The following is a 20,665-nucleotide window of genomic DNA, read 5'->3' on the forward strand; positions in this document are numbered from 1 at the left end:
CTTCGGGTCGGAGGGGACAGGGGAAAGCGGTGTGGCGGACGACCTCAGAGCACCTTGCTCAGGTAGTCCCGCGTGCGGGGGTGCGAGGGGGCGTCCAGGACCTCCTCGGGCGGGCCCTGTTCGACCACCCGGCCGTCGTCCAGGAAGACGATCTCGTCGGCGACCTCCCGCGCGAACGCCAGCTCGTGCGTCACGATGACCAGCGTGGTCCCACCCGCCGCCAGGTCCTTGATCACGGCCAGTACCTCGCCGACCAGCTCGGGATCGAGCGCCGAGGTCGGTTCGTCGAACAGGATCACCCCGGGCCGCAGTGCCAGCGCCCGCGCGATGGCCACCCGCTGCTGCTGACCGCCCGACAGCTGCCGGGGATAGGCCGCGGCCCGGTCGCCCAGCCCGACCCGCCCCAGCAGCTCCCGGGCCAGCGCCCGGGCCTCCGGCCGGCCCAGCCGCCCTGTCGCCACCGGCGCCGCGGCCACGTTGTCGAGCACGGTCAGGTGCGGGAACAGGTTGAAGTTCTGGAAGACGAAGCCGATCCGGCCGCGCTGGGCGAGGATCGCCCGCTCGCCCAGCTCCCTCAGCCGCTGCCCGTGCCGACGTACGCCGATCAGCTCGCCGCCCACCCGGACGTACCCGGCCTCGGGCTTCTCCAGGTGGTTGATGACCCGCAGCAGCGTGGACTTGCCGGAGCCGGAACGCCCCAGCACCGCGGTGACCGTACCCGGCCGCACGGTCAGGCTGACCCCGTCCAGGACATGGCGGTCCCCGTACCACTTGTGCACCCCGTGCACCTCGATGGCGGCGGGCGCTGCGGCTCCTCCGGGTGCGCCGGGTGAGTCATGCGCCTGGGGTCCGCCGGGCGCGGTGGGATCGGTTCGGTCGGTGGCCGTGGTCATGCCGCCGTCTCCTTCCGGAAGCGTGCGCGCAGCTCGCGCAGGCCCGTGCGGGTCTTCTGCAAGGGGGTGGGTGGCAGGGTCCGCAGCGCCCCCCGTGCGTAGTACCGCTCCACGTAGAACTGGACGACGGACACGACGCTGGTGAGGACCACGTACCAGGCGGTGGCGACGAGCAGCAGCGGCACCACGTCCCCCGGGTAGGTCGAGCCCAGGCTCTGCACCGATCCGAACAGGTCCAGCAGCGACACGTAGAACACCAGCGAAGTGGCCTTGACCAGCCCGATCAGCTGGTTCACGTACGAGGGCACGATGGCGCGCAGCGCCTGGGGGAAGACGATCCGGGCGAACTGGTACCGCCTGGGCAGCCCGAGTGCGGCGGCCGCCTCGTGCTGGCCCTGGTCCACCGAGAGCAGCCCGGCCCGGACCACCTCCGCTGCGTACGCCGCTTCGCACAGGCTCAGGCCGGCCACTGCCACCGCCATGTCGGTGGCGAGCCTGGACTCGTCGAAGGTGACGAACGCCGGCCCGAACGGCACCCCGAGGCTCAACGAGGGATACAGGGCACTGAAGTTGTACAGGAAGAGCAGGACGACGATCAGCGGCACCGAGCGGAACAGCCAGATGTACGCCCAGCTCACCGAGCGCAGCACCGGGCCGGCCGACTGCCTGCCCAGGGCCAGCAGGATGCCGCCCAGCAGCCCGAGCACCGCGCTGTACGCGGTCACCTGGAGCGTGATCAGCAGCCCGTCCAGGATTACCGGACGGGTGAACCAGTAGGCGAACCGGTCCCACTGGTAGAACGGGTTGGTCACCAGCCCGTGTGTGGCCTGTGAGACCAGCACCAGTACCAGGAGGGTGGCCACCCAGCGTCCGGGCCGCCGCACGGGCAGGACCCGCTCGGCCCCGGCGGGCGGGCCGGAGGTTTCCCGCGGGCCGCCGGACGGCTTGCCGCGCACGGGTGATTCGGTCAGAGAACCGGTCATGGACGTTCCCTCATTCGAACGCGGCGGCGGCCTCGCCCAGGGCGCGGGCCACCAGCTCGGGGGAATAGGGGGCGTGCGCGCCCGGTGCGTACGTCACCGAACGCAGGCCGCCGGTGTAGCGGAAGCTCCGGTGGCGCTCGTACAGCGGCCAGGAGACGGGCGACTTGCGGTCCACGCCCACGCTGATGCCCTGGAGCGGGGCCATGCCGATGAGCTGGTGCACACCGCGGTCCAGCCGGCCCGTCTCCGCGCCGTCCACCAGCACCCGGAACTCCCAGCGCAGGCCCTCCACCGCGGTCGCGGACAGCGTGACGGTGCGCCGGCCCGCCGGCAGCGGCCCCGCGTCGGCCTCGTGCAGCCGCCCGTACTCGTTGTAGGCGAACCGGAGCCGCCCGCCCTCCACGTAGAGGCTGTAGCCACCGCCCTGGTCGCCGTGCGACACCAGCACGCCCCGGTCGGCGGGACCGTGCTCGTCGAGCTCGACCGTGACGTCGAAGGAGCGGAAGGAGATCAGCAGGGAGGAGCGGTAGCGCTCCAGCTCCGGGGTGCCCGGCAGCAGGGTGAGCGGGCGGTGGAAGCGCTCCTCCGCGGGATGCCTCAGGGCCAGCGCGCCGCTGCCGTCGCCCAGCGGGAACACGCCGTTGCGCCAGGCCGCCGCCTCCCAGGCCGCGGCGAGCTCCTTGACCACCCCGGGATGGCCGGCGGCCACGTCCGTGGTCTCGGTCGGATCGGTCCGCAGGTCGTACAGGGCCCATTCGCCGTCGTCGTACGGGGTGCCCGGCCGGTGCAGGGTCACCAGCTTCCAGCCGTCGCGGTAGAAGCTGCGGTTGCCGGAGATCTCGCAGTACTGCTCCCGGTGGGCGCTCTCCGTCCGACCGTCGCGCAGCACGGGCACGAAGCTCACCCCGTCGGGTTCCTGCACCGGCCGCCCGAGCCGGTGCCCCGGGCGCGGTACGCCGGCCAGGTCCAGCAGGGTGGGGGCGATGTCGGTGACGTACTGGTACTGGTGGCGCACACCGGGGTCGTCCGCGGCCCGCGGCAGGCCCCCGGGCCAGGAGAGGACGAAGGGCACCCGCACCCCGCCCGCGTGGGTCTGGCCCTTGTAGAGCCGGAAGGGAGTGTTGGAGGCCATGCCCCAGCCGCGCGGGTAGTGCACCAGGCTCTGCGGGCCGCCGATGAGGCCGGTGTCCCGGTCCACGTCGGGTTCCCAGTCGTCCGGGACGGGCTGGTGGACGAACCGGCTGAAGTAGCTGCGGGTGCCCTCGGGCCCGCCCTCGCCAGTGCCGCCGTTGTCGGAGGTGAACACCACGATCGTGTCGTCGAGTTCGCCGAGCGCCCGCAGGGTGTCGGTGAGCCGGCCGAGGTTCCGGTCGATGTTCGCCACCATCGCCGCGTACACCTCCATGTAGCGGGCACAACGGCCTTGCTGAACATCCGTCAGCTCGCTCCACGGGCCCACCTCGAAGCCCGCCTCGGAGTTGCGTCCCGGCAGCGCGGTCCCCTCGGGGAACAGGCCGTCGGCGATCTGGCGGGCGAAGCGCGTGGCGCGCAGCGCGTCCCAGCCGCCTTCGTAGCGGCCGTGCTGCCGCTCGATGTCCTCGGGACGGGCCTGCAGCGGCCCGTGCACGGCGTTGTGCGCGACGTACAGGAAGAACGGCTTGTCGGGGTCGTGCGCCCGCAGCGACTTCACCATGGAGATCGCCTCGTCGGTGATGTCGTCGGTGTAGTAGTAGCCTTCGGGCAGTTCGTCGATGTCCAGCGGACTGTTGTCCCGGACCAGCTGGTGCGGGTGGAACAGGCTGGTCAGGCCCTCCAGGACGCCGTAGTACCGGTCGAAGCCCTTCTGCAGCGGCCAGTTGCGCCGGTCGTCCGCGGCGTTGGACGCCGAATCGCGGGTCAGGTGCCACTTGCCGACGGCGTACGTGGCGTATCCCGCGTCGTGCAGGACCTCGGCGAGGGTGGGGACGTCGTCGGCGATCTCCATGCCGTATCCGGGGAACCCCGGGTCGAAGTTGGCGACGGTCGAGTACCCGACGCGGTGCGGGTTCAGCCCGGTGAGCAGCGCCGCGCGGGCCGGTGAACACAGCGGCATGGTGTGGTAGTTGGCGAGCCGCAGGCCGCGCCCGGCCAGCTCGTCGAGGACGGGCGTGGGGATCTCCGAGCCGAACGGGCCGATGTCGCTGTAGCCCATGTCGTCGACGAGGACCACCACGATGTTCGGGGCGCGGCCCGGCCCGGCGGCGCCGGGCGCGCGCCGCGGCGGCCACGCCGGCTCGGACTCGGCGAAGGTACGGCCCACCCGGCCCTCGAAGCCGGCGTAGGGGTCGCGGCGGGACGGGCCGGCGGTCGGCCCCCCGGGTACGGCGCTCATGCCCGCACCTCCGCGCCACGGCGGTTGAACGGCAGCCGGCCGAGCAGCGCGGCCATGCCGCAGGTGTCGGTGAGGGCCGAGAACACCAGGCCGCCCCCGATCGCAGCGGACAGCAAGGGGAAGGCGGGGTGCACCAGCAGCCCCAGCAGCAGGCCGAGCAGTACGACGCCGCCCGCGGTGAACCGCACCTGCCGTTCCATCGCCCACACCGCCCGCACCCGGCCGGCGGGTCGCTCCAGCGCGTACCCGGCGGCCACCCACGCACGGGTCCCACCGGTCAGGCCGGCCGCGGTGACACCGTGCACCGCCAGCTCGGACACGGCGCTCTCCGAGCGCCCGCCGGAGGCGCACACCAGGAGCAGTGGCCTACCCCCCGCGGCCTCCCGCAGCTCCGGCACGCTCCCCGCGAGCCGGTCGAGGGGCACGTTGAGCGCACCCGGCAGATGGCCGGTCGCGAACTCCCCGGGGGTACGGACATCGACGACGGTCAGCGCACCGAGGCGCGGCTGCGCCTCGGAGACATCGACGGCACGGGAAACGGTCATGGCGGGACGCGTCCTTGGAAGAGAACGAACGGAGGGAGAGGAGGGGTGGAGCAGCGGGCCGGCCGGGCCCGGGGGCACGGCGAAGCAGCCGGGTCACGGCGCAACGCACGAGGTCAGAGGCGGAAGGGCGCAGGCCCTGCCGGGGATACTAGGCACACCGCGAATGCCCGTCCCCGACCTCGCGCGACTGCTCTCGCAACTGCCATGAACCGGCCATGTTGCGGCAACAACCGGAGCCCGACCCGGGTCGCACGACCGGCACGTACGACCCGGCACGTACGACTTGGGGTTGACCGGGGGACCGCCGCGCGGGGGAGGCGGTGGAGACTGTGGGTGGACGCAGGGCCGCTCGGGTGGTGGCTAGCGTCGGGGCATGGTCACTCACACGTCGCGCAGGGCGGCCACCGCCGCCGCGCTCGCTCTCGCCCTCGTGTTACCGGTCGTCGCGACGGCCGGGACCGCCTCCGCCGCGCAGGTTCCTCCCGGCCCGGCCGCCGCTCCGGCCGTGCCCGCCCCCGGCCTGTCCTCCGCCGTCGCCCGGCGGTCGGCGGTGGCGCCGGAACTTCCGCGTCCCACCGGCTCGTTGCCGGTCGGCAGTACCGTCCTGCATCTCGTCGATCGCTCCCGGCCGGATCCGTGGGTGCCCAGCGCCGCCGGGCGGGAGCTGATGGTCACCCTGCACTACCCGGCCGCCCGCTCCGGAGGAGACCGGCCGGCCCCGTACGCGACCACCGAGGAGGCCGCCCGGCTGGTCGAGGGCACCGGGCTGGGGAGCGCCGTCGACCCGGCGGAGCTCGCTGCCATGCGCACGTACAGCAGGAGCGACGTCAGGCCGGCCCCGGGGCGGCGCCCGCTCGTGGTGCTCTCGCCCGGTTTCGGCCTGTCCCGCTACACCCTCACCGCACTGGCCGAGGACCTCGCGAGCCGCGGCTACGTGGTGGCCTCGGTGGACCACGCCTACGAGTCCTACGGGATCGCCACGCCCGACGGCCGGGTGCTCGGCTGCGTGGCCTGCACGGAGGTGTTCGAGGGCCGGGCGGACGGTGGCAAGGTCACGGCAGCGCGGGCGGGGGACGTATCGTTCCTGCTGGACCGGCTGACCGGACGTCACCCGGTGTGGAAGCACGCGGGGATCATCGACCGGAAGCGGATCGGGATGGCCGGCCATTCCATCGGCGGTGCCGCGGCGGCCACGGCGATGCTCGGCGACGCGCGCGTCCGGGCGGGGGTGAACATGGACGGCGCCTTCCACGACAAGCTGCCGGCCGGAGGACTCGGCGGGCGGCCGTTTCTGATGCTCGGCGCCGACGACGGGCACCTGCCGGGAGGCGAGGACACCACCTGGGACCCCGCCTGGCGCACGCTCGGCAGCGGTGAGAAGCGGTGGCTCACGGTGGCCGGGGCGGACCACGGTTCCTTCTGCGACGCGCCCGTCATCTTCGGGCACTTCGGTCTGCCGGGGCAGCCGCCGATCCCGGTGGAGCGCGCGGTGCAGCTCACCCGTACGTACGTCGCCGCGTTCTTCGACCGGCACCTGCGCGGTACGGAACAGCCGCTGCTGGACGGGCCGTCCCCGGCGAACCCGGAGGTCACCTTCCACAACCCCTGACCGGGCCGGGACGCCGTCCGGCACCGCTCGGCGCGGTCCGGTCAGGTCCGGTCAGGGATGGTCCGGCCCGGGACGGGGGTCCGGGCCGGACCGGGGAAGGGCCCCGGTCCGGCCGCGGAGGGGTCGGGGTCGGGCCTACCAGATGGCCTCGACCCACTCCGGGTGGTCGATGAACGGGTTCCGGTTGTGCTGGTACGTGTCGTAGATGACCTGGTTGCGGCGCTGCTCGAACGCGTCCGGCGGGTCCATCTCGTTCCACTGCTTCAGCACGCTGATGCGCCCGTGCCACGGAACGGATCCGTTGTCGGAGGAGTCGTTGACCTCCAGGTCGGCGAATCCGTCGCCGCCGTCGTAGCGGACGGCCATGTAGAGGATCATGCGCGCCACGTCGCCCTTGACGGCGTTGCGCGGCTCGAAGGAGTTGGAGTCGGTGTAGCTGCCTGCGGCCTCGGAGACCGGGCTGCCGCCCAGGTCGAAGTCCTTGTTGCCGCGGGTGCTGTTGACCGTGACGTCCTCGGGGCGGATGTGGTGCAGGTCGGTGCCCGGGCCGGCGGACGTACCGAAGTTGCCGTGGCTCTGGGCCCACACGTGCTCGCGGTTCCAGTCGTTGACCCCGCCGCCGTTCGTCGACTTGGACTGCGAGCGGCCGGAGTAGAGCAGGATCACGTTCGCGGAGTTGCCCGGGTCCTGGTCGGTGACCTTCAGCGCCTCCCAGACGGCGCTGTAGGAGATCTTGGACTGGTTCTTGATGATGCCGTGGAGCGCGGACTTGAGCTCCGCGCCCGTCTTGCCCTGGGCCGCGGCGTAGTAGTCGGCCGCGTAGGCGTCGGCGGCGGCCGCCGGTGCGGCCGGGGACTGGAGCAGGAGGAGGGCGGCCGCGGCGGCGCCGAGGGCGGCCCATCTCGAACGTCGAGGGAAGATCTTCACGTGGGGGAAACCTTTCGGCACGCACAACCCCGCCGTCCGGTACGGCAGGTGTCGGTCACTGGGGAGGTTCACACCGCGGCATGCCATTCAGGTGACGGCCGGAAGGCATGCACATGACGAAGGTGCACGGTGAACGTACACGTGACCTGCCGCTCCCGGAACCCGGGGCGTCCCGGGCCGGTGGGGCGGGGCCGGGACGCTCGCGTCCCCGCCGCGTTGCCCGGCGGTCGCGGGAACGCCCGTGTGGCGGCGGCGACTTGGCTTCGCCCGGCGGTCGTACGAAGGGCCGTGCGGCGTTGGCGACTTCGCGTCGCCCGGCGGTCGCGCGAACGCGTCGCCCGGCGGTCGCGCGAACGCGTCGCCCGCCTCCGGGTCTGCTGCCCTTGCCCCCGCCGCCCTTGTCCCGCCCGGCCCGTCCGTCGCCGCCCGTCCGGACTGACCGGCAGCCTCGCCCGCCCGTTCGGATCGCCCGCCCGGACGGCCCGGTTCGTCCCGCCCGGCTAGAAGCCGTCGATGCCGAGTTCGGTGATGCCGGCGAAGACGTGTCCCCAGACCTCGCCGGACGGGTCGCCGTCGATGGCCTCCGGATCCAGTGCGCGCATGGAGCGGCGGAATCCGGAGATGCCGCCCTCGGCCTCGTGGCCGTCCCAGCAGGAGCCCATGTGGCGGCGTACGCCCTCCAGGAAGCGGACGAGGACCTCGGTGTCCCTGCACAGCGGGAACGGTTCCTCGCCGCCCGAGCCGAAGGTGGCGTCCGGCTGGCGCAGCAGGACCGCGCCGGTCGTACCGTCGACGAGGACGTCGCCCTCGTCGCAGTAGCCGAAGTCGAATCCGCCCAGGCGCAGCAGCCCGTCCGCGGAGTCCGGCCGCGGGCCGGCGGATTCCGCCCGGAAGGTGACCGTGCCCGCCCCCCACCACTCGGGCAGTCCGGGCCCGGACAGCAGGTCCCGGGTGGCCGGGTGCCGGAGGGTCTCCGGGAGTCCGGCGGCCGGTACGCGCACCATGGTGTCGGTGCCGAAGACCTCGTCCAGCCGTTCGGCCGTGAGTGCTCCGCCGCCGTCCCCGCCGTCGGCGAACCACGGCGCGGGGACGGGGCCATCGCCCGGTTCCTCGGCCGGTTCCGGCTCCGCCGGCCCGTCCTCGCCCCCGGCAGGGGCCGGGGCGGGGTGCCGGTCCCGGTTCTCCTCCAGGAGGAACAGGCCGCGGGCCACCACCAGCAGGTAGCGGCCGGGTGCCACCTCCAGCGGCGCCTCCCACTCCGCGGGGGCGTACGGTGCCGACCCGTCCTCGGGCTCGAACAGCCAGGGCCCGTCCGGCCAGAGGTCCTCGTCGACCTCGGTCACGTCCTCCGGGGCGGTCGTGGACCGTGCCCCGGTGCCGAGGTCGATCCAGGTCTCGGGGCACCACATCGCCTGGATGCGGACGAACCGGTTGCCGTCGGCGGTCCGTTCGAACACGGTGGCGTCCCCGCCCCCGCTCAGGTTCGGATTGGCCCGGTACGCGCCGACCGGCCGGCACCAGGCCCAGAGGGTCCGCCAGGGCAGGTGCGGCGCGGCGGCCGCGATCCCCTCCGCGTACGCGGTGTGGCCGAGGGTGGTCGCCGCGAAGTGCAGCCAGGACGCGTACGCGGAGCGCGGGACGGGTTCCGTGCCGAGCACGGCCTCGGTCTGGGACACGACCTCGCGGCCCGGGCCGCCCGTCCCGGGGCCGGGCGGGCAGGAGGCCAGCAGTTCGCGCAGCCGTGCCCGGCCCGTGCGCAGGACGGCGGCGGGGTCCTCGAAGACCGCCGCGGGGTCGGTGCCGGTCCCGGCGTCGACTCCGGTGTCGGACCCGGCGTCGGGCCCGGTGTGGGCATGATCATCGCTCATGGGGCGTCATGCTGCCAGGCGGGTCCGGGCCGCCGCCGACCGGCCCCGGCAGGCCCTGGCTGTCCCCTTTCCGTCAGCCCCGTCAGCCCCGTCAGCCCCGTCAGCCCTGGCGGGCCCTCACCGGCCCGCCCGCCCCCGCGCGGCTCAGGTTTCGCAGGATTCGTCGAGATAGGCGGCCGCCAGGGCGCCGGCCCGGGTGAACCAGTCGGAGAGGACTGCGACTTCCTCCGGTGTGTACTCGGCGAACAGCGCCGCCAGCTGCGCGTAGTACGGCTCGTAGATGGCCCGGACCCGCTCGGCGGCGGCCGGTTCCGCCACCACCCGCACCCGCCGCCGGTCGGCCGGGTCGGGCTGCCGGGTCACGAAGCCGCCGCGCTCCAGGCGGTTGAGGATCCCGGTGACCGCCCCGGTGGTGACGTGCGCGCGCCCGGCGAGGTCGCCGGCGGTGACCGGGGCGTCCCCGGCCTCCAGGACGTAGGCGAAGCAGATCAGGTCGGTGACGCTGAGCCCCAGGTTCCGGGCGAATTCCTGCTGGCCGACCATGCTCGTCGCGATCAGGTGGTCCATCGCGGAGATCGCCTGCGCGGGCGAGGCTGCGGGGCGGATCGTGCCCTCCATTGAAATTCCCTTAGTGGGTGAGATAAATTGCTTACTTGCTAAGACATCATAGGTCGGGGCAGTCGCGTACGGCGGGAGGCGCCACGCATGAGCGGGCATTACGACGAGGGACACACGGTCGCGGGATGGGCCGGTACGGCGGTCGGCAGCATCGGGGCGCTGGTCGCCGGCGTGGGCATATGCGTCTGGAGCCCGGGGATCTGGCTGGGGCTGGGCGTGATGGCGGCGGCCCTGCTGCTGACCTGGGGACTGCACCTCGCGGGCTGGGGGAAGCCGCCCGGCCCCCGGCCCGCCGCTCACTGGCACCTCCGGACCCGGGACCACACCGCGCGCTCCGGCCACGCCGGCTGCCTCGGCTGCCGCCTGGCCGGCCGGGGTCAGGCGGCCGGATAGGCGGGACGCCGGCCGGGGCGTATTGGCGGAGCCTTGGCCACCGCCTTACCCCGCCTTGTCCGGGGGCTTGACCGTCCGCCGGGACAGTGAACACGCGAACACATGAACACGCGAACGCACGCGGACGTGCGAATGCACGCGGACGTGCAAACGCACGTGGACGTGCGAACGCACGCGAACGCCCGTGTTCTCGACCGCAGTTCACTCGAATGGAGAGCCCCCGATGAAGCGTACGTTCCGAAACCGCGCCACGATCGCCGCCGTCGCGGTGGCCGCCGCCGGCGCCCTCACCGCCGGCGTCGGCGTGGCCCAGGCGGGCGACAGGGAAGCCGACCGCCACGGCCGCACGACGAAGCGGGAGATAGCCGCGCTGTTCGACCAGTGGAACGCGGCCCTGCAGACCGGGGACGCGCGGAAGGTGGCCGACCGGTACGCGCGCGACGCGGTGCTCCTGCCCACCGCCTCGCCGCAGATCCGCACCGACCGCGCCGGGATCACCGACTACTTCGAGCACTTCCTGCAGAAGAAGCCGAAGGGCGAGAAGATCCGCTCCGTGATCAACGTCCTGGACCGCGACTCGGCGCTCGACGCCGGGATCTACCGCTTCCACCTCACCGACCCCAAGACCGGTGTGACCAAGCCGCTCGACGCCCGCTACACCTTCGAGTACGAGAAGCGGAACGGCACGTGGCTGATCGTCAACCACCACTCCTCGGTGCTGCCGGCCGAGGGCTGATCCACCGGGACCCGTCCGCCGCCGCGCGCAGGGCGATCCGTACGCACAGTCCGCCGCCCGGCGCGTCCCGCAGGGTCACGCTGCCGCCGTCGTCCGTCAGCAGCTGCTTGACGATGGCCAGACCCAGGCCCGAGCCCGACCGGCCGGTCAGCCCCTGGCCGCGCCAGAACCGGTCGAAGGCACGGGACTGCTCGGCGGCGGACATGCCGGGCCCCTGGTCGAGCACTTCCAGCACGGCCTCCTCCGCACCGCCCGGCTCCAGGCGGACCGTGATGGTGCCGCCGTCCGGCGACACCTCCAGGGCGTTGGACAGCACGTTGTCCAGCACCTGGTCGAGGTGGCCGGGCCCGGCGAGCACCCGTATCCGGTCGTCCGCCTCGCCGACGAGCACGATGGTCACCCCGCGCTCGTCGGCGGCCGGCCGCCACACCGCGAGCCGCTGCTCCACCAGCTCACGCAGTGCCAGCGGTTCCGGTGCCGACACCTTCGCCTCGGCCCGCGCCAGCACCAGCAGACCGCTGACCAGCCGGCTCATCCGCACGACCTCGGCGGTGGCGTGCTCCACGTCCTCCCGCACGAACTCGTCGTCCACTCCGTCCGCGATGTTGTCCAGCGACAGCCGCAGCGCCGTCAGCGGCGTCCGCAACTGGTGCGAGGCGTCCGCGACGAAGATCCGCTGCGCGGCCACCAGGGTGTCCAGCCGCTCGGCGCCCTGATTGAGCGTCCGCGCCAGGGTCTGCGTCTCCTTGGGCCCGGTGACCGGCGACCGGGCGGTCAGGTCGCCGTCGCCGAACCGGCTGGCCATGGAGTTCAGTTCGCGCAGCGGCTTGGTCAGCAGCCGGGCGACCACGGCACCCAGCACGGCCGCCACCGCCAGCACCCCGACCGCCAGGACCGCCCGGAACCCCCAGATCCGCCACAGCCGGTCACTCAGCGCAGCCGTCTCGTAGCGGATCCGCACCGCGCCGACGGCCCGGTCCGCACGCACCGCCCGGTCCGGTCCGTACGCGGGCACGGTCACCGTCAACTCCGTCCCCCACACCCACCGCGAGCCCCAGTCGACGCTGGTACGGCCCTGCCGCAGCGCCGCGTCGAACGCCGGACCGTGCGGGTGCGCCGGCAGCGGCAGCGGCGGCAGCGCGCTCCCGTCGGCCGCCACCGCCTCCACCGTCCCCGGGGTCTCGTCCGCGTACGCCTGGGCCATCCGGGCCAGCGCCTGCCGGGCCGGCTCGTCCCCGTTCCCGAGCAGCAGGGCCATCGTCGTGGCCTCGCGCCGTACGGACTCCTCGGTGTCCCCGCGCAGCTGGGCGGTCAGGGTGAAGGCCACCGGCACCGTGAACGCGGCGAGCGCCACGCCCACCAGCAGCACGTAGCTGACGATCAGCCGTCTGATCACGCGGGACCCGCCGGCGCCGGATCGAGGACCAGCCGGAACCCGACCCCGCGCACCGTCTCGATGGCCACCGCCCCGGCGAACTTCCGCCGCAGCGCGGCCACGTGCACGTCCAGCGTCTTGGTCGGCCCGAACCAGTTGGCGTCCCAGACCGCCTCCATGATCTGCTCCCGGGACATGAGCGCGCCCGGCTCCTCGATGAGGAAGGACAGCAGGTCGTACTCCTTGGGCGTCAGCGCCACCTCCGCCCCGTCCAGCCGCACCCGCGCCGCCTTCCGGTCGACGGTCAGCCGGGCCCCGTACGCCTGCGGCCCCTGCGGTACGGCCGCCGGACGGGCCCGCCGCAGCACGGCGCGGATCCGGGCGATCACCTCGCGCACCCCGAACGGCTTGGAGACGTAGTCGTCCGCGCCGATCTCCAGCCCCACGACCCGGTCGGTCTCGTCGCTGCGCGCACTGATCACGATGATCGGCACGTCCCCGCGCCGCCGCAGCGCGCGGCAGACGTCCAGCCCGTCGGTATCGGGCAGGCCCAGGTCCAGCAGCACCAGGTCGTACGGGGTGCCGACGCCGAGCGCCGCCGCCCCCGTGGTGACCCACTCCACCTCGAACCCGTACCGCAGCAGGCCGCGCCGCAGCGACTCGGCGACCGGCTCGTCGTCTTCCACCAGCAATACACGCACGGCAAAACCCTAGTTGGAACCTCCAAAGCGGACTGCGGCGGGCGGTTGTTCCCCCGGATCGCACCGGTTGGTCAGACCAGGGACTCGTCGACGAAGCACCAGCGCCAGTCCTCGCCCGGCGCCAGCGAGCGGACGATGGGGTGGCCGCTGTCGGCCGCGTGGGCGCGGGCGTGGCGGTGCGGCGAGGAATCGCAGCAGCCCACCTGCCCACAGGTCAGGCAGACCCTCAGGTGCACCCACGCGGAGCCGAGGCGCACGCACTCCTCGCAGGCCCCGGGGGTGCGCGGAGTCACCGGACGCACCATGCCGAGATGCGGATCGGGCGGGTCGGGACGGTCGGCACCCCTCCTGCGAGACCTCATGGCGGCCCTCCTCTCGGGGGCCCCTCGCGGTGGCCCGGACGGCGCGTACCCCCATCCGGCCGCGACATTCACCGGCAACCGGGTGCGGAGCGGGACGCAGGCGGCGGCGGGGCGCGCCCGCCCGGGCGGTCCGCTACGCTCGCCGCATGCCGGACCTGGTGATCCTGCGGCACGCGAAGAGCGCCTGGCCGCCGGGCGTGCCCGACCGCGACCGCCCCCTCGGCCCGCGCGGCCTGCGGGACGCCCCCGCCGCCGGCCGGCTGCTCGCCCGGTCCGGGATCCTGCCGGACCTCGTGCTGTGCTCCCCGGCCCGGCGCACCCGCGAGACCTGGGAGCTCGCCTCGGCGGAATTCCCCGCCGCGCCCGCGGTCACCCCGGAACCGCGCCTCTACGGAGCCGCGACCGAGGAGATCCTCGACATCGTGCGGGAGACCCCGTCCGGGATCGGCACCCTCCTCCTCGTCGGGCACAACCCCGGCCTGCAGGACCTGGTGCTGACGCTCGCGGGCGGAGCCGGGGACGCGGACGCCCTGGACCGCATCGAGGAGAAGTTCCCGACGTCGGCGGTCGCCGTGCTCGCCTGCCCCGGGACCTGGGCCGGCCTCGCCCCCGGCGCCGCCCGGCTGACGGCCTTCGAGGTCCCGCGCGGCACCCGCTGACGCGGCCGGCCGCACCCGGGCGCTCCGGTCGCCGTGCGGCCGCCGCCCGGTCGGCGTACGCCCGACGTACGCCGACGTACGCCCGACGTACGGAAGCCGGTCAGACCTCCGGGAACTCCGGCGGGATCCCGAGCGCCGGGGCGATGGTCCCCCAGATCACCGACCGGGCCGTGGCCAGGTCGACCCGCGGGTCGTCCAGCATCACCCGGATCCCCAGCCCGTCGCAGAGCGCCAGCACCAGGGTGCCGAGCGCGGTGACGTCGCACGGCCGGAACTCCCCGGAGGCGATGCCCCGGTCCATCGCGCCGGTGACCCACGCGTGCAGCTGCTCGTACAGGTCCACGGCGAGGTGCCGGGCCGCGGGATCGCGCTGGGCCCGCACCCACAGCTCCTGCCAGAGCTTCCAGTCCTGCCGGAGCTCCTCGTCCGTCGGCAGCATGCTGCGCAGGATGCGGGCCAGGACCACGGCGGCCGGCACGGAGCCGGCCCCGTCCTCGGTGTCCAGGCCGGTCTGCGCGAAGGAATGCGTCATCGCCTCGGCGAAGAGCTTCTCCCGGGTGTCGAAGTGGTAGTGCAGCAGGGCCTTCGACACGCCTGCGTGCTCGGCGACCTTGCGCATGCTGATGTTCTCGAAGCCGATGTCGGCGATCACTTCGCACGCGGCCGTGAGGATTCGCTCACGCGTCTCCAGTGCGCGCTCGGCCTTGGTCACGTCGGCTGCTCCCCGTGTCGGTGCCCGTCGGCGGCCGGGCGGTCGGACGGCGGCGGCACGGCGGCCCGGCCCGCCGTCCCCGTGTCGCCACCGGTACCCCCATCCTCGCCCATCAGGTCCCCGCGCCCGCCGTAGCTGTGGAAACCGCGTCCCGTCTTGCGGCCGAGCAGGCCCGCCTCCACCATCCGGGACAGCAGGGGCGGCGGGGCGTACAGCGGCTCCCGGTACTCCTCGTACATCGACCGCGCGATGGACCGTACGGTGTCCAGGCCGATGAGGTCGGCCAGCGCGAGCGGCCCCAGCGGGTGCGCACACCCCAGGGTCATGCCCCGGTCGATGTCCTCCGCCGACGCCGTCCCCGACTCGGCCATCCGCACCGCGGCCAGCAGGTAGGGCACGAGCAGGGCGTTGACGACGAACCCCGCCCGGTCCCGGGCGCGCACCACCCGTTTGCCCAGGACCGTGGAGGCGAAGTCCTCCGCGCGGCGCACCGTCTCCCCGCCGGTGAGCAGCGACGGCACGAGCTCCACCAGCGGGAGCACCGGCACCGGGTTGAAGAAGTGCAGGCCGATCACCTGAGCCGGCCGCGAGGTGGCGGCCGCCAGCCGGATGACGGGGAGGGAGGAGGTGTTCGTCGCCAGCACGGCGTCGGGGCGTTCCACCGTCGCGTCGAGCCGGGCGAAGACGTCCAGCTTCGCCCGCTCGTCCTCGGCCACCGCCTCGATGACCAGGTCCCGGTCCGCCAGCCGCTTCAGGTCGGTGGTCACCGTGATCCGCGCGGTGGCCGCCTCCGCCGCGGCGGCGGTCACCTTGCCGGCCGCCGCGGCCCGGGCCAGCGAGCGGGTGATCCGCCGCAGGCCCGCGTCCGCGGCCGCCCGGCCGGTCTCCACCACCACGACGTCCCGGCCGGCGCGGGCGCAGACCTCGGCGATGCCCGATCCCATCAGCCCGCAGCCCACCACCCCGACCCGGTCCGCCGCGGACCCGTCGTCGGTCACCGGGGTCACCGGACCTCCGTGCCCTCGTCGGCCGGCATCTGCAGAACACCCGTGCCCCGCTTGACGAGTTCACCCGCGATGATCAGCCGCTGGATCTCGGAGGTGCCCTCCCAGATGCGGTCGACCCGCAGCTCGCGGTAGAGGCGTTCGACCGGGTAGGAGCGGTCGTAGCCGCGGCCGCCGAAGACCTGCAGGCAGCGGTCGACGACCCGGCCGGACGCCTCGCTCGCCGCCAGCTTGGCGATGGCCGCCTTCGCGTGCAGCGTCTTGCGGTCGACCCCGCCCTCGTCGACCTCCCAGGCCACCTGGTGGGTGTAGGCGCGGTTGACGGCGATGTCGACGGCGCAGTCGGCGAGCATGCCCTGCACCAGCTGGAAGTCGGCGATGCGGGACCCGAACTGGCGCCGCTCGACCGCCCAGTCCCGGGCCAGCTCCAGGGCGCGCTCGGCGGCGCCGATCGTCCGGGCGGCGATCATCAGCCGTTCCTCGGTGAACCAGGAGCGGGTGATGTCGTAGCCGTTGCCCACCTCCCCGAGCACGGCGTCCGCGGGGACGTGCACGTCGGTGAAGGTGAACTCGGGGTGCTCGTAGACGAAGGTGTGCATCCAGCGCGGCACCCGGGTCATCTCCACGCCCGGTGTGTCCTTGTCGACCAGGAACAGGGTGGGCGCGCGCTCCTCCCCGGCCGCCGCGAGCACGATCATGAAGTCGGCGTGGTCGCCGACGGTCACGAACCACTTCTCGCCGTTCAGTACCCAGCCGTCGCCGGTCCGGGTGGCCGTGGTCCGGATGCTCTGCGGGTCGGAACCCGCCTCGGGCTCGCTGACGGCGTAGCAGTCGCGGCGGCGGCCCCGGATCACCGGGACGAGATACCGCTCGCGCTGCTCGGGGGTGCAGTGGGACAGGGCGTTGGCCGGCCGCCACACCATGTCCCAGAGCGCGCCGGTGAGCCGGCCGAGCTCGGCCTGCACGACGACCTGCTCCAGGATGGTGAGGCCCGCGCCGCCCCACTCCACGGGCATGTTGACGGCCTGCAGGCCGCTGTCCAGGACGGCGTCGCGGATCTCGGCGTGGGCCCGCGGGGGCAGGCCGTTGTTCTCCTCGCAGTCGAGCTCGTACTTCATGACGAACTCGGTGAGTTCGCGGGCCCTGCCCTGGAGCTCCTGCTGGCGGGCGGTGAGACGGAAGTCCATGGGTGTGGCGGTCCTTTCGGGCACGGTGGCGGGTGGGGGTGGGGGGATGGTGCGGCGGTGCGGTGGTGCGGTCGGGATCAGTGGGGGAGGGCCAGCACCCGGGTGCCCCGCTTGACGAGCTCGTTGGCGATGATCAGGCGCTGGATCTCGGAGGTGCCCTCCCAGATGCGGTCGACGCGCAGCTCGCGGTACATCCGCTCGACCGGGTAGGAGCGGTCGTAGCCGCGGCCGCCGAAGACCTGCACGCACCGGTCGATCACCCGCCCGGCGGCCTCGCTCGCCGCGAGTTTCGCGGTCGACGCCTTGGCGTGCAGGGTCTTGGGGTCGGTGTCCGGTCGGCCGGCCTCCCAGGCCACCTGGTGGGTGTAGGCGCGGTTGACGGCGATGTCGGCGGCGCAGTCGGCGAGCATGCCCTGAACGAGCTGGAACTCGGCGATGGGGGCGCCGAACTGGCGCCTTTCCACGGCCCAGTCGCGGGCGAGCTCCAGGGCGCGTTCGGCCGCGCCCACGGTCCGGGCGGCGATCATCAGGCGTTCGTCGGTGAACCACTCCTTGGTCAGCTCGTAGCCGTTGCCGACCCCGCCGAGCACGTCCTCGTCGGCGACGAACACGTCGGTGAAGGTGAACTCGGGGTGCCCGTTCACCGCGGAGTGCATGAACCGCGGCACCCGGGTCATCTCGACGCCCGGCGCCCCCTTGTCCACGAAGAACAGGGTGGCCGCCCGCGCCGGCCCGGCATCGGCCTGCACCAGCAGGAAGTCGGCGATGTCACCGCAGGTCACGAACCACTTCTCGCCGTTGAGCAGCCAGCCGCCGTCGGTCCGGGTCGCGGTGCTGGTGCCCGACCCGGGGTCGGACCCGGCACCGGGCTCGGTCACCGCGAACGCGTCGAACCGCTCGCCCCGGATCACCGGCAGCAGGTACTTCTCCCGCTGCGCCTCCGTGCCGTACGCGAGGACGTTCGCGGGCCGCCAGGGGATGTCCCAGAGGCAGTTGGTGACCTTGCCGAACTCCTCCTCGACGATGACCTGGTCCAGCAGGGACAGGCCGGCCCCGCCCCACTCGGCGGGCATGTTGATGGCGTAGACGCCGGCGTCGATGGCGGCCCGGGTGAGCTCCCGGACCGTGTCGGCGGGCAGCGGGCCGCCGGCCTCCTCCGACTGGTCCTCGTACCGCATCAGCAGCCGGGTGTAGGCGGCGGCACGGGCCTTGAGTGCGGTCTGCTCGGGTGTGTAGCGGAAGTCCATGGCGCGGTCGGTCTCCTTGCGTACGGGACGGGACGGGACGGGGCAGGGGTGGGGGCTGGGGTTGGGGTTGGGGATGCGCCTGGCGGGTCTCGGGTCGCGGGTCTCAGCCCAGGACGGCCCGGGCGTCCAGGGCCAGTGCGCCGCCGGGGCGCACCAGCAGCGGGTTGACCTCGAGTTCGGCGATCTCCGGGTGGGCGGCGGCGACCTCGGTGATCCGCTCGATCACGGCGGCCGCGGCGGCCACGTCCACCGCCGGCCGGCCGCGTACGCCGTCCAGCAGCGCGCCGGCCCGCAGGCCCCGCAGCAGCTCCGCGGCGCGCCCGGCCGGTACGGGTGCCAGGGCGAACGCCACATCGCGCAGGGTCTCGGTGAGCACCCCGCCCAGCCCGACCATGGCCACCGGCCCGAACCGGGGGTCCCGGTTCACCCCGACGATCAGCTCGATCCCGTCGGAGAGGTCGGCCATCGCCTCGACCGAGTGGGCGGGCGCCCCGAGCCGGGCGCGCATCTCCCGGTACGCGGCGAGCAGCGCGGCCCGGTCGGGCAGCCGCAGGGCCACCCCGCCGGCGTCGGACTTGTGCAGCAGGTGCAGCGCCTTGAGCACGTACGGGCCCTCGAACTCCGCGGCCGCGGCCAGCAGTCCGGCCTCGTCGGTGACCTCGCGGGCCGCCGGGAACGGCACCCCGGCGGCGGCCAGCAGCGCCCGTACGCCGTGGTAGCCGGGGTCCCCGAGCTCCACGGCGGGGGCGGGCAGCGGGGCGATGCCGGGAGCGGGCGCGGTCGCCCGCCCGGTCATGGCGGCCAGTGCGCGGGCGGCGTCCTCGGTGGCGGCGAACACCGGGACGCCCGCCCCGGCGAGCACCCGGCAGCTCGGCGACAGCGGGTACATCGACTGGACCACCAGCGGCTTCGGCGCGGCGGCGAGGTGCGCGACGATCTCCTTGGCCGCCCGGGTCTCGCCCTCGGCGAGCACGGAACCGCCGGCCGGGCCGCCGCCGAGGCCGCCGTCGGAGGCGGCGTACCCGCCGAAGTAGCCGGTCATCAGGACGGCGTCGACGTCCTCGGCGGCGAGCAGTTCCGCGACCGTGGCGGCGTACGAGAGCGGGTTCTGCTCGCCCATCCCCGCCAGGTCGACCGGGTTGCCGACCGCGGACTGTTCCCACAGGACGGTCCGCAGCCGGTCCTGCGCCGCCCCGCCGAGCTCCGGCACGTCGAGTCCGGCGTCCTCGGCGGCGTCCGCTGCGACGGCGCCGTGGCCGCCGCCGTCGGTGAAGACCGCCGTCCGCCGGCCGCCCGCGGACCGGCCCCGGGCCGCCGGGGCGGACAGTCCGGCCAGGGCGACCGTCATCTCCCGCGGTGTGCGCACGAGTTCGACGCCGGCATCGCGGCAGGCCGCGGCCACCACGTCGGCCGAGGTGGTGAGTGCGCCGGTGTGCGACCGGGCGCTCCGGGCGGAGGCGGTGCCCCGGCCGGCGGTGAGCAGCACCACCGGCTTGCCCGCCGCGGCGGCGGCCGCCGCGAAGGCCCGGCCGTCGCCGAAGTCCTCCGCGTACACGGCGATCACCGAGGTGGCCTCGTGGCGGGCGCAGTCCTCGACGAGGTCGACGAGGGTGACGTCGGCCTGGTTGCCGAGCGAGACGAAACGGGAGAAGCCCAGGCCGTGCGGGGCTCCGCGGAGCTGGAGTTCGAGGGCGAGGTTGCCGCTCTGGCTGAGCAGGGCGATCCCGCCGGGGGCGAACCGGTCCGAGGCCAGGTACAGCTCGGTGGTGTTGTCGGCGATGCCCAGGCAGTTGGGCCCGACGAGGACGGCTCCGGCGGCCCGGACGCGCTCGGCGACCGCCCGCTGCCGGGCCAGTCCCGCCGGTCCCGCCTCGGCGAAGCCCGCGGTGATGCCGACGATGGCCTTCGCCCCGCAGGCCAGGGCGTCGTCGACGGCGGCCTCGAACCCGGAGCCGGGCACGGAGATCACCACGAGGTCGACCGGCTCGCCGATCGCGGCGAGCGAGGGGGCGGCGGTCCGGCCCAGTACGGTGCCGCCGCGCCGGTTCACCAGGTGGACCGGCCGCCGGTCGGGGGCGCGCAGCGCCTGGGAGGCCACCGCGTGGCCGTACTTGGCGGGGTCGTCGCTGGCCCCGACCACGGCGACGGAGGCGGGGTCGAACAGGGCGGTGAGGTCACGCCGCTCACGCCGGTCGCCTCGGTCGCCTCGGTCGGTTCGGCCCTGTCGGTCACGTCCGTTGTGCGTCATGTCAGCGCTCCACGCGGAGCGCGGAGTTGGGGCAGCTCTCGGCACAGGCACGCGCGGTGTCCTCGGCGCCGGCCGGGATGGCCACGGCGATGACCTTCGCGTAGCCCCATTCGTCGAGTTCGACGAGCTCGGGCGCGTGCTCCTGGCACAGCCCGTAGCCCTGGCAGCGGGTGGAGTCGAGCAGGAGTTTCACGGCGGCGTTCCTTTCGGCGGTGCGGTCCGCTCCC

General features: G+C 74.0%; 19 protein-coding genes and 1 pseudogene. 4 read left to right on the forward strand and 16 right to left on the reverse strand.

Annotated elements, in window-relative coordinates; genetic code table 11:
• Positions 1 to 44: 44 nt before the first annotated feature.
• Genes AB0O36_RS27275 through AB0O36_RS27290 form a run of 4 tightly spaced genes read right to left on the reverse strand, consistent with a single transcriptional unit; the run spans position 45 to position 4,792 of the window.
• A complete protein-coding gene (locus tag AB0O36_RS27275; protein WP_365114849.1) occupies positions 45 to 893 on the reverse strand; it encodes an amino acid ABC transporter ATP-binding protein in 849 nt (282 codons plus the stop codon).
• Positions 890 to 1,876 carry an amino acid ABC transporter permease gene (locus AB0O36_RS27280; protein WP_365114850.1) on the reverse strand — a complete coding sequence of 329 codons (987 nt, stop codon included), beginning with the start codon at positions 1,874 to 1,876 and terminating at the stop codon, positions 890 to 892. Before AB0O36_RS27280 ends, AB0O36_RS27275 begins: the two co-directional genes overlap by 4 nt.
• A gap of 10 nt (positions 1,877 to 1,886) precedes the next feature.
• Entirely contained in the window at positions 1,887 to 4,247 is a 2,361-nt protein-coding gene (locus AB0O36_RS27285) for an arylsulfatase (RefSeq protein ID WP_365114851.1), read from the reverse strand.
• Positions 4,244 to 4,792, reverse strand: coding sequence for a rhodanese-like domain-containing protein (locus AB0O36_RS27290; RefSeq protein ID WP_365114852.1), 549 nt, complete (start codon positions 4,790 to 4,792; stop codon positions 4,244 to 4,246). The genes AB0O36_RS27285 and AB0O36_RS27290 overlap by 4 nt, the downstream gene beginning before the upstream one ends.
• 373 nt (positions 4,793 to 5,165) lie before the next feature.
• Between AB0O36_RS27290 and AB0O36_RS27295 the strand changes: the two genes are divergently transcribed.
• Positions 5,166 to 6,401: an alpha/beta hydrolase gene (locus AB0O36_RS27295; protein WP_365114853.1), complete on the forward strand. Its 1,236-nt coding sequence runs from the start codon at positions 5,166 to 5,168 to the stop codon at positions 6,399 to 6,401.
• Positions 6,402 to 6,536: 135 nt separating this feature from the next.
• On the opposite strand, the gene AB0O36_RS27300 is transcribed toward AB0O36_RS27295, so the two are convergent.
• The 3 genes from AB0O36_RS27300 to AB0O36_RS27310 all read right to left on the reverse strand — a co-directional run bounded on the left by AB0O36_RS27300 (position 6,537) and on the right by AB0O36_RS27310 (position 9,814).
• Positions 6,537 to 7,265, reverse strand: coding sequence for an endonuclease (locus AB0O36_RS27300; RefSeq protein ID WP_365114907.1), 729 nt, complete (start codon positions 7,263 to 7,265; stop codon positions 6,537 to 6,539).
• A gap of 563 nt (positions 7,266 to 7,828) precedes the next feature.
• The gene (locus AB0O36_RS27305) at positions 7,829 to 9,196 is read right to left on the reverse strand and encodes an SUKH-4 family immunity protein (RefSeq protein WP_365114854.1); all 1,368 of its coding nucleotides are present in this window, start codon (positions 9,194 to 9,196) and stop codon (positions 7,829 to 7,831) included.
• Positions 9,197 to 9,340: 144 nt separating this feature from the next.
• On the reverse strand, positions 9,341 to 9,814 hold the full coding sequence (locus AB0O36_RS27310; RefSeq protein ID WP_365114855.1) for a MarR family transcriptional regulator: 474 nt from the start codon (positions 9,812 to 9,814) through the stop codon (positions 9,341 to 9,343).
• 87 nt (positions 9,815 to 9,901) lie between these two features.
• Between AB0O36_RS27310 and AB0O36_RS27315 the strand changes: the two are divergent.
• Both AB0O36_RS27315 and AB0O36_RS27320 read left to right on the forward strand, forming a co-directional pair.
• Positions 9,902 to 10,201, forward strand: a pseudogene (locus AB0O36_RS27315) (HGxxPAAW family protein); the annotation flags it as partial.
• A 229-nt stretch (positions 10,202 to 10,430) separates the two neighbouring features.
• Entirely contained in the window at positions 10,431 to 10,943 is a 513-nt protein-coding gene (locus AB0O36_RS27320; RefSeq protein ID WP_365114856.1) for an SgcJ/EcaC family oxidoreductase, read from the forward strand.
• Here AB0O36_RS27320 and AB0O36_RS27325 read toward each other — a convergent pair.
• From AB0O36_RS27325 to AB0O36_RS27335, 3 genes are all read right to left on the reverse strand, one after another.
• Positions 10,906 to 12,339, reverse strand: coding sequence for a HAMP domain-containing sensor histidine kinase (locus AB0O36_RS27325; protein WP_365114857.1), 1,434 nt, complete (start codon positions 12,337 to 12,339; stop codon positions 10,906 to 10,908). The two genes, AB0O36_RS27320 and AB0O36_RS27325, sit on opposite strands and share 38 nt — an antisense overlap.
• Positions 12,336 to 13,019 carry a response regulator transcription factor gene (locus tag AB0O36_RS27330; protein ID WP_365114858.1) on the reverse strand — a complete coding sequence of 228 codons (684 nt, stop codon included), beginning with the start codon at positions 13,017 to 13,019 and terminating at the stop codon, positions 12,336 to 12,338. Before AB0O36_RS27330 ends, AB0O36_RS27325 begins: the two co-directional genes overlap by 4 nt.
• A 71-nt stretch (positions 13,020 to 13,090) precedes the next feature.
• Positions 13,091 to 13,381, reverse strand: a complete 291-nt coding sequence (locus AB0O36_RS27335) for a UBP-type zinc finger domain-containing protein (protein ID WP_365114859.1) — start codon at positions 13,379 to 13,381, stop codon at positions 13,091 to 13,093.
• Positions 13,382 to 13,527: 146 nt separating this feature from the next.
• Here AB0O36_RS27335 and AB0O36_RS27340 point away from each other — a divergent pair, with 146 nt between their 5' ends.
• The gene (locus AB0O36_RS27340) at positions 13,528 to 14,040 is read left to right on the forward strand and encodes a histidine phosphatase family protein (protein ID WP_365114860.1); all 513 of its coding nucleotides are present in this window, start codon (positions 13,528 to 13,530) and stop codon (positions 14,038 to 14,040) included.
• Between the two features lie 100 nt (positions 14,041 to 14,140).
• Here the strand turns inward: AB0O36_RS27340 and AB0O36_RS27345 are convergent, their stop codons facing one another.
• The 6 genes from AB0O36_RS27345 to AB0O36_RS27370 form a co-directional block, all read right to left on the reverse strand.
• A complete protein-coding gene (locus tag AB0O36_RS27345; protein ID WP_365114861.1) occupies positions 14,141 to 14,752 on the reverse strand; it encodes a TetR/AcrR family transcriptional regulator in 612 nt (203 codons plus the stop codon).
• Positions 14,749 to 15,759, reverse strand: a complete 1,011-nt coding sequence (locus tag AB0O36_RS27350; protein WP_365114862.1) for a 3-hydroxybutyryl-CoA dehydrogenase — start codon at positions 15,757 to 15,759, stop codon at positions 14,749 to 14,751. The genes AB0O36_RS27345 and AB0O36_RS27350 overlap by 4 nt, the downstream gene beginning before the upstream one ends.
• Entirely contained in the window at positions 15,756 to 16,943 is a 1,188-nt protein-coding gene (locus AB0O36_RS27355; RefSeq protein WP_365114863.1) for an acyl-CoA dehydrogenase family protein, read from the reverse strand. Before AB0O36_RS27355 ends, AB0O36_RS27350 begins: the two co-directional genes overlap by 4 nt.
• Positions 16,944 to 17,020: 77 nt before the next feature.
• Positions 17,021 to 18,190, reverse strand: a complete 1,170-nt coding sequence (locus tag AB0O36_RS27360) for an acyl-CoA dehydrogenase family protein (RefSeq protein ID WP_365114864.1) — start codon at positions 18,188 to 18,190, stop codon at positions 17,021 to 17,023.
• Positions 18,191 to 18,293: 103 nt separating this feature from the next.
• Positions 18,294 to 20,438, reverse strand: a complete 2,145-nt coding sequence (locus AB0O36_RS27365; RefSeq protein ID WP_365114865.1) for an acetate--CoA ligase family protein — start codon at positions 20,436 to 20,438, stop codon at positions 18,294 to 18,296.
• 1 nt (position 20,439) lies between these two features.
• Complete coding sequence (locus tag AB0O36_RS27370; protein WP_365114866.1) at positions 20,440 to 20,631, reverse strand: ferredoxin; 192 nt, start codon at positions 20,629 to 20,631, stop codon at positions 20,440 to 20,442.
• Between the last annotated feature and the right edge of the window lie 34 nt (positions 20,632 to 20,665).

Origin of the sequence: Streptomyces sp. NPDC089799 (assembly GCF_040684755.1) — a bacterium.
In the GTDB taxonomy this organism is placed as follows: domain Bacteria; phylum Actinomycetota; class Actinomycetes; order Streptomycetales; family Streptomycetaceae; genus Streptomyces.